Annotated in this window: 11 protein-coding genes; 9 read left to right on the forward strand and 2 right to left on the reverse strand. The window is 50.6% G+C overall.

All coding sequences use genetic code 11. From position 1 onward, the window contains the following. Positions 1–304 precede the first annotated feature (304 nt). From ald to NSS79_RS01380, 3 genes are all read left to right on the forward strand, one after another. Positions 305–1,438, forward strand: coding sequence for an alanine dehydrogenase (gene ald, locus NSS79_RS01370; RefSeq protein WP_342437991.1), 1,134 nt, complete (start codon positions 305–307; stop codon positions 1,436–1,438). A gap of 246 nt (positions 1,439–1,684) precedes the next feature. After that, a complete protein-coding gene (locus NSS79_RS01375) occupies positions 1,685–2,953 on the forward strand; it encodes a helix-turn-helix domain-containing protein (protein WP_342437992.1) in 1,269 nt (422 codons plus the stop codon). A 109-nt stretch (positions 2,954–3,062) separates the two neighbouring features. After that, on the forward strand, positions 3,063–3,785 hold the full coding sequence (locus NSS79_RS01380; protein ID WP_342437993.1) for a protein-glutamine gamma-glutamyltransferase: 723 nt from the start codon (positions 3,063–3,065) through the stop codon (positions 3,783–3,785). 5 nt (positions 3,786–3,790) lie between these two features. On the opposite strand, the gene NSS79_RS01385 is transcribed toward NSS79_RS01380, so the two are convergent. Both NSS79_RS01385 and NSS79_RS01390 read right to left on the reverse strand, forming a co-directional pair. After that, positions 3,791–5,416, reverse strand: a complete 1,626-nt coding sequence (locus tag NSS79_RS01385; RefSeq protein WP_342437994.1) for a response regulator — start codon at positions 5,414–5,416, stop codon at positions 3,791–3,793. After that, positions 5,391–7,244, reverse strand: coding sequence for a sensor histidine kinase (locus NSS79_RS01390; protein ID WP_342437995.1), 1,854 nt, complete (start codon positions 7,242–7,244; stop codon positions 5,391–5,393). Before NSS79_RS01390 ends, NSS79_RS01385 begins: the two co-directional genes overlap by 26 nt. A gap of 148 nt (positions 7,245–7,392) precedes the next feature. Here NSS79_RS01390 and NSS79_RS01395 point away from each other — a divergent pair, with 148 nt between their 5' ends. From NSS79_RS01395 to NSS79_RS01420, 6 genes are all read left to right on the forward strand, one after another. Further along, the gene (locus tag NSS79_RS01395; protein WP_342437996.1) at positions 7,393–8,859 is read left to right on the forward strand and encodes an extracellular solute-binding protein; all 1,467 of its coding nucleotides are present in this window, start codon (positions 7,393–7,395) and stop codon (positions 8,857–8,859) included. 123 nt (positions 8,860–8,982) lie between these two features. Further along, the gene (locus NSS79_RS01400) at positions 8,983–9,390 is read left to right on the forward strand and encodes a hypothetical protein (protein ID WP_342437997.1); all 408 of its coding nucleotides are present in this window, start codon (positions 8,983–8,985) and stop codon (positions 9,388–9,390) included. Positions 9,391–9,611: 221 nt separating this feature from the next. Next, positions 9,612–10,598 (forward strand): ABC transporter permease subunit, encoded by a 987-nt coding sequence (locus NSS79_RS01405; RefSeq protein ID WP_342437998.1) that lies wholly within the window; start codon positions 9,612–9,614, stop codon positions 10,596–10,598. Positions 10,599–10,621: 23 nt separating this feature from the next. Further along, a complete protein-coding gene (locus NSS79_RS01410; RefSeq protein ID WP_038584856.1) occupies positions 10,622–11,515 on the forward strand; it encodes a carbohydrate ABC transporter permease in 894 nt (297 codons plus the stop codon). Positions 11,516–11,570: 55 nt separating this feature from the next. Continuing rightward, on the forward strand, positions 11,571–13,121 hold the full coding sequence (locus tag NSS79_RS01415) for an ABC transporter substrate-binding protein (RefSeq protein WP_342437999.1): 1,551 nt from the start codon (positions 11,571–11,573) through the stop codon (positions 13,119–13,121). Positions 13,122–13,261: 140 nt separating this feature from the next. Next, a complete protein-coding gene (locus NSS79_RS01420) occupies positions 13,262–16,789 on the forward strand; it encodes a carbohydrate-binding domain-containing protein (RefSeq protein WP_342438000.1) in 3,528 nt (1,175 codons plus the stop codon). The last annotated feature ends 52 nt before the right edge of the window (positions 16,790–16,841 follow it).

The following is a 16,841-nucleotide window of genomic DNA, read 5'->3' on the forward strand; positions in this document are numbered from 1 at the left end:
AAACATGACATTCAATTTGAATTTCTCTTAAATCCATCCTATGACCGGCATGTTACCCATCTTCTTAACAAAATAATTCAGTACGAAAGACACCTGAGCTGGTGTCTTTTTTTGTGCGCGGTATTCCCCGGTTTGCTATATACACCAATGCTTTGGTAAAATGATCAACGGGTGTCCATCACCTCCATTGTGTAAAAACACAATCATGGAAGATAAAGTTTTTATTTTTCACCAAATTGTCTTGAGAAATCACATGTTATAATTCTTTACATAAGAGAAACACATAAGACGGGAGCGATTAACGATGATTATTGGTGTACCCAAAGAGATTAAAAACAATGAGAACCGCGTAGCCATTACCCCTGCCGGAGTAATCAGCCTGGTAGCCGAAGGACATAAAGTGCTGGTGGAAGCCGGCGCAGGAGCAGGCAGCGGATTTCTGAATGAAGAATATGTTTCCGCCGGAGCGGAGCTGATCGCTGAAGCTTCTGCCGTATGGGATGCCGCCGAAATGGTGATGAAGGTGAAAGAGCCGCTGGAAAGCGAATATGGCTACTTCCGCCCGGGCCTCATCCTTTTCACTTATTTGCACCTTGCCCCGGAACCGTCCCTCGCCGCTGCATTGAAAGATAGAGGCGTCTTCGCCATCGGCTATGAGACAGTTGTCCATGAGCGCACCTTGCCGCTGCTTACGCCAATGAGTGAAGTGGCCGGACGGATGTCCGTGCAGCTCGGGGCACAATTTCTGCAAAAAAACTATGGCGGACAAGGCATTCTGCTATCTGGTGTTCCCGGCGTCAGCAGAGGCAAGGTCAGCATTATCGGCGGTGGGGTAGTCGGCACAAACGCAGCCAAAATGGCGATTGGCCTGGGCGCGGAAGTGACGATTGTTGACCTCAGCGCTGACAGACTCCGCCAGCTGGACGATATCTTCGGCGCACAGATTAATACGCTAATCTCCAATCCTTACAACATTGCCAAAGCGGTTGCTGAAGCGGACCTGCTGGTTGGCGCAGTGCTGATCCCGGGTGCGAAAGCTCCGAAGCTGGTCACTGAAGAAATGGTGAAGTCGATGAAGCCGGGCTCGGTCATTGTTGACGTGGCGATTGACCAAGGCGGTATCGTTGAAACCATCGACCGGGTCACCACCCATGACAATCCGGTATTTGAGAAATATGGTGTACTGCACTATTCGGTAGCGAATATGCCGGGCGCTGTAGCCAAAACCTCAACGATTGCATTAACCAATGTTACAGTTCCTTATGCGCTGCATATTGCCAATAAAGGGGTATTCCAGGCGATTGAGGACGATGCCGGTCTGAAGAGCGGTGTCAACGTGGCCAATGGAAAGATCACCTGCCAGGCCGTAGCGGAAGCTCTCGGGGAAGAGTACTTTACGGTAGAGAAAGCATTAGAACAAGAGTTCACTCTGATCTAGTATATAGAACCGAAAAAAGAGCAGAAGGTTAATCTTAAGCAGTCCGGTGAAATTACCGGGCTGTTTTTGTTGCCGGGTTTGGGGCGGAAAATCGAGAATTTGAGGGGAGTTAGCGGTACACTCATCATTTATCGCAGGACATGTTAGGTTTTCTTTCATCACCCTATAGTCAGCCGCTGCTCGGAGTACTATAATGTAATCACTCTGTAGCGAAAATTCGGCTATTCTTCAGGTTGGGGTGGGAATATGACAGATTCAGAGCCAATATTTGACCGTTTTTTTGACAGCATGGAATCCCTGGCGGATACCCTCAGCGAATCCCTTCAGTCCCAGGTAACGATTGAAGACAGCAACCATCATGTCATCGGGTACAGCTCCCATGAGTTTGAAAGCGACCCGGCCCGCATCTCCACCATTATCGGCAAACGTGTCCCGAACACAGTTATTATTGGTCTCCGGAAAAAAGGTGTGATGCATCAGCTGGAGAACGCAGCACATCCTATCCGTATTCCGGCGGTTATGGAGGTTGGGCTGGGGCCCCGGCTTGCCGTGTGCATCAAACACCAGCAGGAAATCCTCGGCTATATCTGGGTTGTGGACCGGGGCAATCTGGCCTCAGGCCATGCGGAGAGCATCGTGGAGAAGGCCGCCGGCATCGCCGGGCGATATTTGCTGAAGCAACGCGGGTGGAAGATGAAGCAGGATAAGACACATGAAGATTTCTTCTGGAAGCTGCTGACCTCGCACTATGAAAATGAGCCGCGCATCCGTCAGGAAGCGGAGAACGGGTCGATCCTGTTGCCGGAAAGCTATTATATCGGCGTGCTGGAGAGCAACCGGGTGATCGACGAGCATTTTCTGCTGAGGTTTCGCCAGATGATGGACACCTATGCCGGGCAGCGCCTGCTGTTTTTGACGGCGGAGCAGAACCGGCTGATTATTTTGTTTTCGTTTCTTTTTCCGGTAGAAGGGACAGAGAGGCTGGCTTCATTCGTGCACAAGCTGATCCGCGATATGAGCAAAAGCGAAAGCTGTACGCTAGCGGCAGGCTGCAGTCCGGGATACCGGGAATATACCCTTGCTGCTGTCGCCTACCGGGAGGCACTGTCCATTCTGGAGCTTAAAAAGCTGCTGCCCTATCATGCCCGCGAGCTGCTGCTCTATGAGGAAATCGGCTTCTGGGCGTATATTCCGGCCATTATGGAGCAGAAACGCAGCATGACCCGCCGAAGTGCACTGCTGTATCCGCTGAAGGAGCATGACCGTGAACACAAAAGCGATTTTCTCAAAACGATCGCCGTTTACTTGTCTTTGAACGGCAATCTGAAGGCGTCCGCCGCATTTCTGCATATCCATACCAACACATTGATGTACCGGCTGAACCGGATCGCCGAGATTACGGGCAAAAGCCTCAAGGAGACCGATTACCGGACCTCCATCTATCTGGATATTCTGACCGAAGAGACCGCACGGGTGAACCGCTGGTTTCTGGAGGAAACCGGCAGCTCCGAATAAAGTGCCTGAAGTTTATCTCGTTAAATTTCCGCTGCCCCGCACCAACTGAAGTCCCGACACGTACAATAACCTATATTTTGTGAACTTAAGATGAAAGGGGCAGAGCAGAATGGGGATTGGATATGGACCTGGAGATCCGTCTTTTGAACGGAGCATGCGGGCGGGAATTATCGCGGCGGCGGAATCCATGAATGACGGCGGAACTGACTTTTCCAACTTTAAGAACTCCCGCTGCAATCCAAGGTATTGGACCCGTACGGACAACGGCGGATTTCAGTTGAAGGAAGGTGTCGCACCCTCGGCGGCAATCAATGATATTTTTGAGAACGGATCTCTCTATGCATTTGAATGCGCGATGGCTATGGTGATGATTCTTTATAAAGCGACGATCGGGGCGATCGGGGACGCCGCCTTTGACCGGCATTTCGGAGACATCTTCCTGTGGGACTGGAATTATGACAGCAATCTGCAGATGATTACCACCTTCGAGAAGTCTGATATGCTGCCAGGAGATGTGGTCTATTTCAAGAATCCCGACCATAACCCGGATAAGCCGGAATGGCAGGGCGAGAATGCGATCATGCTTGGGGATGACCGCTACTACGGGCATGGGCTGGGCATCAAAAGCTCGGAGGAAATGATTGCCGCACTCAACCGGCACAGAGTGCCGGGAAGCCGGATTTCTGCTTATTTTACCGACGAGGCGCTGCATCCCAACTTTGCCTATATTAGTGGATTGGCGATGAGGGCGGCTGTCCCTACGCCGGAGAACAAGGGTGCCAGAAACACCATTTTCTCCAGGATAGGTGTGAAATCCTATATTTATAAATAGCCGGATTACGGCGTCTCTTCCTGGTCGGACCGGTATTTGAGCGGGTGGACGCCCACGGTTTTCTTGAACACGGTGCTGAAATAATGGGGGTTCTCATAGCCTACCCTTTCGGAAATTTCCATCACTTTCAGATCTGTAGTCTGCAGCAGCTCTTTGGCTTTGCCCATGCGAATTTTGGTGATATAGTCCGTGATCGTTTCACCGGTTTCTTTTTTGAAGATCAGGCTGATATAGTTGGGGGTCAGAAAGACCTCCTCTGCAATCCTGGAGATGGACAGCTCCTGGGCATACCCCTCCTGCACGATACTCCGGATTTTGTTGATGGCTCTGCTGTTCTTTGAGGTGTTTTTGCCTGCCACATATGCGCTTAGATCATGAAAAAGAGAGAGCATGTAGCTTTTGAGTCCGCCAATATTTTTCTGGATATAGAGTGTATCCATGATAGTAATCCGGTCATTCAGCACCCGTTCGATTTCCTCATCAATTTCATACAGGGCTCTTGCAGAAGTAAAGATGATCTCCGCACAGATGCTCTGTACATAACCGATTTGCAGCTTGGGCCCTTCAAGCATGGTGAACAGGGTTTCCAGCAGCTCCATTACTTTGTCCGTATGGCCTGCCTTGAGCTCATTCATCAGCTGGGCATGGAATTTATAAAAAAAAGTGCTCTGCAGCGTTTCCGTATCCGGCTGAATATCCTTGATATGGAGAATGGAAGCATGGCCGGTATAAAATTTGTAAGCCAGCGCGGCCAGCGCATCTTTATAGGAGTTCTCGATTTGTCCGGCGAGCATACAGGTTCTGCCGATGCCAATCGAGGCGTCAAGACGCAGATATTCTTTGATACTGGCGATAATCTGCTCGCAAAGGCTTGAGATGGAGTCTGATGCAGGCTCCTCCCCCGGACAAAAGATCATAATAAACTCATTCTCGCTGGCTACAAAGCCGATTCCGCAGGGGTGGCTGTTCAGACACTCGCTCATAATATTCTGGATGGAGAAATAGAGCAGCTGCTTATACTCCTCCGTGAATTTGTCTACTGCCGCCCCGTAATCGTCAAGCTGTAATACGCCTACCGTCAGTGGGTCTTCTCGTTTAAAAGGAAGGGCGAAGTAGTCGATTTTCTCCCAAATCTCCCCTTCATTGCGGTATAGTCCGGCGATCAGGTTCTGCAGGAATTTCTCGCGGATCAGCGGCATATTGTCGTGCAGCTGCTTCTTCAACTGATTCAAATGCAGCTGGTTATCTCTTTCGTGGTGAATCCGGGCAATGACTTTATGAAAGATGTCTTTGACTTCGCCCAGTTTAACCGGCTTTAGAATATAGCCTTCGGCATTAACCTTCATCGCACTTTGGGCATAGGAGAAATCCTGTGCGCCGCTGATGATGATGATTTTGGTTGGACAACCGGCGGCCTTCAGCTTCTCGGCGACCTGAAGGCCGTTCAGAAAGGGCATCATAATATCGGTGAACAGAATATCCGGAGTATGCTTCATACATAATTCATAGGCCTCCTCGCCGTCTGCCGCCTCACCGATGACCTCAAGGCCGAACTCCTCCTGCCACTTGAACCCATGGATCAGACTGCGGCGGATAAACGGCTCGTCATCCGCTATGATCATCGTCAACATCTTCAATCACCTCATCCCAAGTAGTAACGACCGGAAACCGGATCATAGCCAGTAGGCCTGCCTGATCTTCGGTGTTGGCATAATAACGGATACCGTAGGACTCGCCAAAAAACTGCTGGATTCTCATATGTACATTGCGGATGCCATAAGACTGGTTGCCTTGCTGATCGGTAAGCAGCTGGTTCAACCTCTCCGGGTCCGCTCCTACGCCGTCGTCAAAAACCGATATGCAAAGGATATCATGGGAAGAGTCCACCCTTATGCGGATTGTACCTTTCCCCCGCCGCTGCTGGATCCCGTGAATAATCGCATTTTCTACGAGCGGCTGGATACTCAGCTTCACTACGAGGCATTCCTCCAGCAGCCGGGGGTCGGCTTTCTCCAGCTCATAGGCGAGCTTATCCTGAAAGCGGAATTGCTGGATTTCCAGATAGCTCTCCACCTGCTTCAGTTCATCCCGCAGCGGGATGATATTCCTCCCCTTGCTGAGGCTGTACCTGAAGAAGTCGGATAAGGAGGTCACCATATGGCTGATCTCGGGGACATCATGATTGATGGCCAGCCAGTTGATCGAATCCAGGGTGTTATAAAGAAAATGGGGATTGATCTGGGCCTGCAATGTTTTTAGTTCAGCTTCTTTTTTGCGCAGCTCAGTGACATAGAGCTTGTCGATCAGCGCCTTGATTTGCTGCAGCAGCTTGTTATAACGGTTGAACAGATAGGAAAATTCGTCCTTGCGCCGGTAGCGGATAATGATGTTGAAATTCCCGCTTTCGGCATGTGACATCGACTGGATAAATTTGCGTATAGGAGCAGAGATATTCTCCGACAGCAACAGGGCCATCATCAGGGATACCAGCATGCATATACCGATAACGACATACATCACCCGCCGGAACGAGGCCAATTCTCCATTCAGTTCGCTTATGGGCGAGATGGAAAGAATGGTCCAGCCGGTGGCTTTTATTTTTTTGTAGCTCACGAGCATATTTTCGCCCTGAATCACATGATCGAAGGAATGAAAGATGCCGGGGTCTGCGGGTTCGGCAGCCATTTTGCCGTAATAATCCTGTGTGCTGATGTTCTGCCCGATCAGGGTCTCCTCGGGGCTGATGGCAATGGTTCCAGTCTGGTCTGCAATATAAATTCTGCTGCCCGTCGTTGGCTTATAGTGCTCCAGCAATGTACCGAATTCCGTCACGGGAATATCGATGGTGAGCAGCCCGACATAAGGCAACTGGGCATGCCGTATGCCAAACAGACGTTTGGCGAATTTAAGCGTAAACCGGGAGTCCAGTGAGCTTAGGCCGACGACGGTGAAATCGGATCTGGCCGGTATGCCGAGATACCATGGCTTCAGTGAGATCTGGTCGATATTAAAGACCCGTCTGGAGAAGTTGTATTGGGTATATTCCGGGCGGTTCAGCATATACAGCATAGGGACAAAGCTGCTTCCCGAGGTCCCGTTTGCAGGGAAGTTCTCCAGCATTTTGTTCAGGGCAGCCAACTCATTGATAATACCGGTGCTGTCGGTAGGGCGGTTGGAAGAGATCAAATCTGCAAATTCGGTATTGAGGTAAAGCGAGACCATGGAAGTGTTGGCGCTCTCGAAGCGCTGTGCCAGATTATCCTGTACAAGATTAAGATTGTTCTCAATCGATGTATTGACATTACGGGTGATGATATCCGCCGATTTATTGTAAACGGTAATGGAGATGATCGTAGTCGGGAGAAGGACAAGGAAGAGAAAGTAGAGGATGAGCCGGCTGCGGATGCTGAAATTGTACAGGAAGAGGGTCTTGGAAAGAGTATCAAATAGTTTTTTCATTTGAATCCTCCTCTGGCCCTGTGAATATTCTTTGCTTGCCATTTAACGGATATTATTGGAATATATTAAATACTGAACGAGTTTACCCCAATAGTTGGTATCCATTGTAAAACGCGATAAGTCTTGATGTCAACGCAGGAGGTGCACGGTGAAACGAATCCTCTTCCTTGGAATTGCCTTGGTCCTTTGCGGGCTTGTGGCCTATGCTGTCGCTTATGACCGTCCGCTGCTGGTTGATTTCGCTTCCGAGCCTGCGCCTGAGGCAGTCCCGGTTACCCAGATCAGAATAGCACTATATGACTGGACGGAGAACCTGGAAGTGAAGAATGCGATCCATCAATACAATAAGAGCAATCCGGACCACATTGAGATTATAATCATGAATCTTTCAACAGATGTCTATGGGGATACACTGAACATGCTGATGACATCAGGTCAAGGGCCGGATGTGTTCAGCGTCGATAATGGCTGGCTGGCAACGTATGTGGAGAAGGGGTATCTGGCCGAATTATCTTCTTTTCTGAATCCCGGCGATTTAGACAGGTTCCCGGTTTGGGCGAGAGACTTTGCGGACAGTTCGCTGTATAAGGGCGGTATTTATTTTATGCCCTCCAGTATTGAGACGGTACGGTTGATTTACAACAAGCAGCTGTTCCGCAATGCCGGCCTTGATCCGGAGCAGCCGCCCGTTACGTTTGCGGATATGGAGCGGTTCGCCGGGAAGATCAGCCAGGCCGGGGTAGGCGTTAATAAATACGGATTTGGCCTCCCGGCGGGAGACAGCCAGTATAGTCTGCAGACGGGACTTGAGATGTCGAGTACCTACAGCGGGACTTATCTTTATAATTACCGTACCGGCCGTTATGATCTGAGCGGTTATGCCCCATGGCTGCAGATGCTGCTGGATATGAAGGCACAGGGCAGCCTGTATCCGGGAGAAACGCTGCTGAAGCGCAACAGCGCCTTGCGGCAGTTCGCCGATGGCAATATCGGGATGATGTATGTAACGAGCAAAGATTATGTGAAATTGCAGGAATATATGCCAAAGGATGACTGGGCAGTGGCTTTGCCGCCGGTAACATCAAGGGCCCAAAAGGGTGCCGGAGCCTTGATGATGATTCCACATTCTCCGCTTGTTGTGAACAGTGCCGCCTCTAACCGCGAGGCGGCGGTGAAGGTCTGGGAATTTCTGCAATCGAAGGAGTTTTTGACGATTTTATTCAAGCAGGCACTGGCGCTGCCGGTGGTTGACGGCATTCTGGAGCTCCCCAACATGGCTCCGGGGCTGGGGCATTTCTCGGAATTTTATCCTACCGCAGAAGATTCAATATATCCGCTCGCACCGCAAATCATGGATCAATATGATCCCAATACGGTTTCGATCGAGCCGCGGGACTCGGGCGACCGCCCGCGGATGCAGCTGTACCTGCAGATCCTCTCCGGGGAGAAGGAGCTGAAGGAGGCGCTGCGCAGAGAGACGCAGCGGCTGAACCGGATGCTGGATATCGCGGCTACCGGGTATTCTTTTAAGCATGAGGAGTATATTTATCCCCAGTTCAACCCTAAAGATCCGCTGAAGGGTAACAGTCTGGAGAATCTGTTAAGTGAGGATTAGGATGGATAGAGTAAGCTGCTGACAGGAGTAGCAGCAGGCCGGAATGTATGTGAACTGAAAATGTGCTGTATTGCGATAAGAGACTGTGCTGAAGCCGACTGGGCTGCGGAACAGTCTTGGACTGTGGCGTCGCCATATTATGATAGTCCAACATTCAATGAAACTACAGGAAACTATACCATACCGGCAACAGGCAGATATTCCATTGAAGCGACTGTCAATTATTCTACAACTGCAGCGATTTCGGTAGCTTTGGGCGCAGGCGTCGATCCGGCCTTTGTGGTACGGAGAACCTCGCCTGTAACAACAGATTTGGTAAGCGGGTTATTCCCGTTGCTCAATGTAAACATTGCCCTCCTGTTAACGCTCCGCACGATACTAGGGAACGGCACAGTAACCTTGACGGGTGAATTCGAGTTGACGGCAGGAGATGTGATTGGTCTGTTCTATGTATCCGATGGTTTGACGGTTCCTTTGGATCTGGGCGGCACATCTTCAGGTATTGTATGGTCTGTTCACAGACTCACTTAAGAACATCTATTTTGAAGTATTCACAAACGAGTGGCCCACAGCAGGATTGTGGGCTGCTCTTTTTTGCGTGCGTGGGTTTTCAAGCCCTCTCTTTTTCTACACAAAAGACTGTAGGATTTCGAACTTTTATTATAGATCACCTTATTTAGAAGCCGCCGCTCTCCGGCTAAACTTAAGTCATGGAAGAGAGAGACTGCTTAAGGAATCAGGAGGCGGAAGTGATGATTACTAATGAGAAGAGGAGCGCGATCAACACTGGACAAAGCTCACCGGTCCGGCCGGGAGCCCATAAAGGGTCCATATTTAAGCATTTGCTGAAACATAAGGTGCTGCTGCTGATGTTGCTGCCCGGTTTGATCTTTCTGCTCATCAACAATTATTTGCCGATGTTCGGAATCATCATTGCATTCAAGAATATCAACTATGTTGATGGAATCCTGAGAAGCCCGTGGGTGGGGATGGATAATTTCAAATTTCTGTTCGCGACCTCGGACGCGTGGATTATTACCCGAAATACGGTGCTGTACAATTTCGTGTTTATTATTCTCAATCTGGTCATTGCGGTTTCGATTGCGATTGCCCTGAACGAGCTGAGAAATAAGCTGGCCGCGAAATTTTATCAGAGTATTATGTTTTTTCCTTATTTTTTATCTATGGTCGTTGTAAGTTATCTGGTGTTCGCCTTTCTGAATGTTGAATACGGTTTCATTAATAAGGGTGTCTTGTCCCTGTTTGGACTGAATGAAATCAACTGGTATTCGGAGCCGAAATACTGGCCGTTTATTCTGCCGTTAATTAACCTCTGGAAGGGTGTGGGCTACGGCTGTGTCATTTATCTTGCGGCCATCATCGGCATTGATTCCGAGTATTATGAGGCAGCTCTGATCGACGGCGCCAGTAAGTGGAAGCAGATACTTCATATCACAATTCCGCTCATCCGGCCGGTCATTATCATCACGACCATCCTGGCGATCGGCGGCATCTTCCGCTCTGACTTCGGGCTGTTCTACCAGACCACGCTAAACTCCGGGGCGCTGTATCCGACAACGCTGGTCATTGATACCTATGTATACAACGCGCTTATCAATATGGGCAATCTGGGCATGTCCGCAGCGGCAGGCTTATACCAATCGGTGGTCGGCTTCTTCCTGGTCCTGGGCTCGAACTGGATCGTGCGCAAGGTCGACAAAGACCAGGCCGTTTTCTAAATTTGTGAGAGGAGGGAGAAGCTGTGACCAATAACGAAATATCCAAAGTAACGAATATGATACTCCATATTATTTTTATTATCCTGACGATAGCCTGTCTCTTGCCGATTGTGCTGGTCTTTATGATCTCGATTACCGACTATGATTATATTGTGCTCAACGGTTATCAATTTTTCCCGGAGAAGCTTAGTCTGGAGGCGTATGCCTATATCTTTAAGGATTACACCATCATTGCAAAAGCCTACGGCGTATCCATCTTTGTGACGGTAGTCGGTACACTGCTCAGCGTTTTTATCTCTTCGCTCTATGCGTACCCGATCTCACGGACGGATTTCAAATATCGCGGCTTCTTCGCCTTTCTGATCTTCTTCACGATGCTGTTTGGCGGGGGGCTGGTGCCGTGGTACATGGTGTACACCCAGGTGCTGGATCTGAAAAACTCCATATGGTCCTTGATCATCCCGATGCTGCTGTCGCCTTTTAACGTGCTGATTATGAAAACCTACTTCCAGATGTCTGTGCCGCCTGCGCTGATTGAAGCCTCCAAAATTGACGGTGCCGGGGAACTAAGAACCTTCTTTCGGATTGTGTTTCCGCTCTCCCTGCCGGTCTTTGCCACCATTGGATTATTCAACACCCTGCATTACTGGAATGACTGGTTTAACAGCATGATTTTTATTACCGACACCAAGCTCTATTCCCTGCAATACCTGATGTATAAAATGATCTCGCAGGCGGATTATCTGAGCCGCAACAGCGCCTTGATTCAAGGTTCGGCTACAGAACTGGCCAAATTGCCGGGAGAAACCATCCGCATGGCGATGGCGCTGATCGGAATCGGTCCGATTGTGCTGGCGTATCCGTTTTTCCAGCGCTATTTCATCAAGGGCTTAACGCTCGGGTCCATTAAAGGCTAACCTCGGAATCCACCGATTTAGCATATATTTTTAAGTCAAAGGGAGGAAAAGAGTAATGACAGGTAAAAGAGGCACGGGTCTACTGCTTTCGCTTGTACTTATGATTGGAATGACACTCAGCGGGTGCTCGGGGAATAATAATAACAATAAAACCGCCGCCCCCGGGAAAACCGCGGAAAGCACAGCAGCCCCAGCCGCCACTGAAACTGCCAAAGCAACAGAAGCAACCGAAACAACGAATGAGCTGGAGCAGGTGGAGCTGTCCCTGTATCTCCCGGGCGGTCCGGATAAGGATGTAGCGTCTGTTGAGCAGGCCATCAATGCTTATTTGAAGGATAAAATTAATGCCACGATCAAGATTAACCAGCTGAGCTGGGATAAACCGGCCGATAAAGTGAATCTGATGATCCAATCCGGTGAAGTGTTTGACATGGTCTTTACCTGGAACTTCATGACCAATGCCGCCAAAGGCGCGTATCTGCCGCTGGAAGAGCTGCTGGATACCTATGCCAAAGAAACCAAGGCACAGATCAATCCTGCTTATCTGCAAGCGGCTACTGTAAACGGACATTTGTATGCGGTTCCAACGGAAAAAGAGCTGGGCCAATCCGTAGGGTTCGCTTTTGACAAGGCGATTGTCGACAAGTACGGCTTCGATGTCAACAGCATCACCAAGCTGGAGGATATCGAGCCGATGCTGAAGACCATTAAAGAGAAGGAGCCGACCATGTCGCCGCTGTTCATGAACCATACAGACAGCCTGAACTGGTTCACGGTGTATCCGGAAAGTGAAGATCTGGACGGAAGCAATGAAATCCCAACGCTGCTCGATTACAAAACCATGAAGGTGTTCAACGAATATGACACTCCTGAAATTGTGGAAAGACTTAAGCTGATCCGCAAGTGGTACCAAGCGGGATATATCAACAAGAACGGAGCCACCGACAAGACCGAGCTTAAGGATGCGGTGAAAAGCGGCAAAGCCTGGTTCGTGTACGGCAATATGAATCCTACATCCACCAACGACTGGACCCGGCTCGCGGAGAGACCGATGATCATCAAAACGCTGCTTCCGGTTCAAGTAAGCACCAAAAGCTTGCAGGGCTCGATGCTCGCCATTTCCAGAACATCAAAGAATCCGGAACGCGCTATGATGTTTATAAACCTGATTCATACAGATCCTGTCCTCTACAACTTGCTTACCTTCGGTATTGAAGGCAAACACTACAACAAGGTTGGCGAGAACACTGTCGATTTCATTCCGGACAGCGGCTACAACTCCGTATCCTCCTGGATGATCGGGAACGTGCTGCTCAACTACCTGAACAAGAGTGAAGATCCGAAACGCGTACAGCTCTACACGGACTGGAACAAGAACTCCAAAGTTTCGCCGGTTATCGGATTTGTATTTGATTCGACGAAGGTGCAATCGCAGATTGGGGCACTGATCAATATTACGAAGCAGTATAAGAATACCTTGTACTCCGGAGAGCAAGATCCGGAGCCTATCCTCAAAGAAATGAACAGCAAGCTGAAGGCTGCAGGACTGGAAGCTGTGATTAACGAGATTCAAGCGCAAATGGATGCATTTTTGGCCGCCAAATAAGGAGCCGCAGCAGTAGCAGACCCGATATCCGGCAAACAGCCTGGCCGTAATGGCCGCTTGCCCGGATTTCGGGTATTCATATTCGCCTAGCCAGCACTTGGGGTGCCCCGAATCTACCTTATTAGAAGAGGGTGTTTATTGTGCGAATTCAAAAAAACATTGCTTTACTGCTCATTCTGGCGTTGATGCTGATGACCTTCTGGATACCTGATGGGTCAATGGGTCTGGCATCGGCCGCTGCTGAAGATGCAATTGCTACAAGTCAGGTGATTGGACAACAGGCCGATTCACAAGAAGCGGCCGCAAATTCCGTACACAATAGCACGGTGACTGCATCAACCTATGAACCTCCGATGACCTTGTTATGGCAGGTCGGCGATTCGGATAATAGCTCTGCAGAATTTACCGTCTTTAACAATGTCTACAGCAAAACTCTCCAAGTTCCCGTACCCCCGGGCCACTGGGACAACGTCCCCAAGGGCATGAAGGCCGATGCCAACGGATTCATGAATCTTTCCTTCCATTTAAGTCGGGTCCCAGAATATGGAGTCCAGTTTAGCCTCAAAGTTATCGATGCAAGCACAGCTATTCCCCAGCTTGCTGTATTTACAAACGGTCTGATGAGCGGGCTTATTCAGATCACCGGCCTGAATGACGGTGAGAAGACGCTGGAGAATACCTGGAAACAAACCTACAGGCTATACATTCCCAAGGAACAGCTGAAGACCGGGCGAAATGCAGTCCGGCTAACCGTGGATCGCGGATTGTATGCGGATCCGCAGGCTCCCGGCTATGACGGAGACAAATATTTATGGTTCGAGTGGGATTACTTCAAGCTGGAGTCACTGAATGCACCGGCTGTCGAGCCAATCCATGGACGGTATGTCCATCTGGGAAGTACAATTGCCGCGGCAACCTTCAAATACGATGAGCATGCGATCCGCCATTTAGGGCCTATGGCCAAGTGGATGGGCATTGCCTACAGCGGCAACTGGATGCGGGCCTCTTTCTGGTCTGACACCAGCGCTGGCTGGGACCCGCAGGGGCGAAACTACCTGGCAACGCTGCGTGATCTGAACCTTGAGCCGATGGTCAATATCATAGGAGGCAACTGGAGGAATAACAGCGAGCTAAGCAGCGGCACAGTCCCGGCAGCACTCCGGAGTTACTACGCTAACTTCGTCAGTAAGTTCGGTGATTTGTACCAGTATGCCGAAACCGGCAATGAACCGGGACTGTTCGGTTGGGCCCAGAAAGCCGTGGTAGCCACGCATGAGCTGATGGATGAAGAACGGGCAACGAACAGTCAGCCCTATCTCAAGATTGTTGCACCGGGTTGGGCGTATTGGCCGTATAACGGAGCTCCCGACGGCTGGGAGCGGGACGCGGAGCAGCGAAGGGAGATCGAGGAGCTGTCCGATGTGACGAATGGGCACAGCTATGGCGGAACGGGAGTGCAGCCGCTGCCGGGCGGCAGCCTGTATGAGACTCTGCAGGTCTATGACGACGCAGATGACGGCTTCGGCAAAAAGATGGCGATGAGTGAAACAGGCGCCAATGACAACCATTCCGACAACACGAAGTATGGAACCTATGCCTACAGGTTCGCTGCTGCTTTTGACCGGGAGATGCGCGGGAATATTGGATATGTGGACCATATTATGCAGCATGCGGCATTCTTTAACGACGGCACGGAATTTGGGCTGTTTGCTTCCGGGATCAATTGGAACACGCACCGTTATGAAGATACTGTTGCGGTACCGGCCAACAGCAGTGAGGCGGGAGAAACGCGGCTGAAGACATTCCGCAGGCTGGCTGCCGCGTACGCTACCCATGGCCGTCCGCTGAGCTACAAGGTGCTGAATACATGTGGATGCAGCTCGAACATGAACATGAAAAAGGCCTACTTCCGCGCGGTAGATACGTCGGCACTGGGTACCTCGGCTATCGGGGCAGAATCGGATAAAATCCTGCTGAACTTCGTCAATTTCGAGAAAAAGCCGATGACGATGAAGGTTCGGGTAACCATGCCTAGCAGCGGGCAATATGCCGGAGAAGTGTTCGGAGCGGGCAATTCCTATGCTGCCGCACATTCCACCGTACAGCTTACGGCAACGCCGGATATCACCCTTACGGTTACCCTGGGAGCCGGCGAAACGGTCCAGTATATTCTGGATAAACTGGAGACAGAAGCACCGACTGTACCGGGAAGTCCTGCAGCGGTAGCGCTCAGCCATGAGCAGATCAAGGTGACCTGGAATGCCTCGGCCGACAATGATGCGGTGATCAGCTACAACGTGTACCGTGACGGCGGGGTTACTCCAGTGATGACGGTTCCGGGCCGGATAACCTTTTTCAGTGACTATAGTGTGGCCCCGGAAACGCAGTACAGCTACAGGGTTCAAGCCGTGGATGATTTCGGCAATATTTCAGCATTAAGCCCGGCCGTATCGGCAACTACATCGGCCATGCCGATCACGCCGCATGTCCCGGGTGATCCCACTAAGTTTGAAGCGGAAGCAGCCTCCTTTGCCCTGCCTCTGCGAATCGGTAACAACAGCAGTGCATCCGGAGGAAAGGTTGTGGAACAGACCCATGGCGGCGGCATTTCCATCCAGGGATTGTATTCGGAAGTGGGCGGAAGCTATACCCTGACTATTGCATACGCTTCCAATCAGGACTCGAAGAAAAATATCGTCGTGAACGGACAAAGGCTGTCCACGGTTAGCTTACCTTCAACGGGCAGCTGGAACAGCAACATTACGGCCAGACAGTTTGGTGTTACGCTTCAGCCTGGCTATAATACGATCAGCTTCACTTCCGCTGGCAACGGAGCGAATCTCGATTATTTCAAGCTGGAGGAAGGGCTTTATATTCCGGTGTCCGCCTGGTACACGGTAGAGCATGACCATGCCTATATTGACTATACCGGGTTTGAAACAGCAACGAACGGGGTGTCCCATGTAACCTACTCGCCGGATTCGTCGGCGGTGTTTAACTTTAACGGAATCGGTGTCCGCTGGAGATCGGATATTAAGAGCAATATGGGCAGCGCGGATGTGTACGTCGACGGGCAATACAAGGAGACCGTTGTCATTCCCCAAGCAGGGCTGGAAGGTGACAACAAGATCGTCTATGAGCTGACGGGTCTGGACTATGGGCTGCACCGGATCGAGGTCGTCCATAACACCGGAACGGTAATGGTCCACGGCTTCGAGTTCGAGGGCTATGAGTCTACACTCCCGGCTCCGATGGCGGATCTGACCGTCACGGAGATCGGCTGGAATATCGTAAACAGCGACGGCACACCTTCCAGTCATGTGACCCCCGAGCTGGGCGATTCCTTAATCTTCTGGGCCAAGGTTAAAAACGTCGGTGTGCGTCCTACCCCGCTGAACAATTCCACCGGGCTGGGACAGATTACAGGTGGTGCCTTCTCTGTCAACGGCGGGGTCGTATCCTGGTCGGACACGAATAACACGGTCATCCAGCCGGGCGAGGAAATTACCCTTACGGCCAACAGCAGTGCCCAGGGAACGCCAAGGTGGACAGTGCCGACCATTGGAGACTTCACTATCAGCTTTTTTGTCAACGATATCTGGCGATATGAGGAGATGAACAAGGAGAATAACAAGTTAAACAAGACCCTTCAAATCAGTCTGAATTGATCGAAGGATCGGCCTGCCTCCCCCCGCGGCTTTGGATTACGAAGCTGCGGGG

Source organism: Paenibacillus sp. FSL L8-0436, assembly GCF_038593025.1.
GTDB lineage: Bacteria > Bacillota > Bacilli > Paenibacillales > Paenibacillaceae > Paenibacillus_AQ.

What these genes read in the sequence shown, in the direction of transcription:
- ald (WP_342437991.1), top strand. Translation starts at nt 305, where the DNA reads ATGATTATTGGTGTACCCAAAGAGATTAAAAACAATGAGAACCGCGTA.
- NSS79_RS01375 (WP_342437992.1), top strand. Translation starts at nt 1,685, where the DNA reads ATGACAGATTCAGAGCCAATATTTGACCGTTTTTTTGACAGCATGGAA.
- NSS79_RS01380 (WP_342437993.1), top strand. Translation starts at nt 3,063, where the DNA reads ATGGGGATTGGATATGGACCTGGAGATCCGTCTTTTGAACGGAGCATG.
- NSS79_RS01385 (WP_342437994.1), bottom strand. Translation starts at nt 5,416, where the DNA reads ATGTTGACGATGATCATAGCGGATGACGAGCCGTTTATCCGCCGCAGT.
- NSS79_RS01390 (WP_342437995.1), bottom strand. Translation starts at nt 7,244, where the DNA reads ATGAAAAAACTATTTGATACTCTTTCCAAGACCCTCTTCCTGTACAAT.
- NSS79_RS01405 (WP_342437998.1), top strand. Translation starts at nt 9,612, where the DNA reads ATGATTACTAATGAGAAGAGGAGCGCGATCAACACTGGACAAAGCTCA.
- NSS79_RS01415 (WP_342437999.1), top strand. Translation starts at nt 11,571, where the DNA reads ATGACAGGTAAAAGAGGCACGGGTCTACTGCTTTCGCTTGTACTTATG.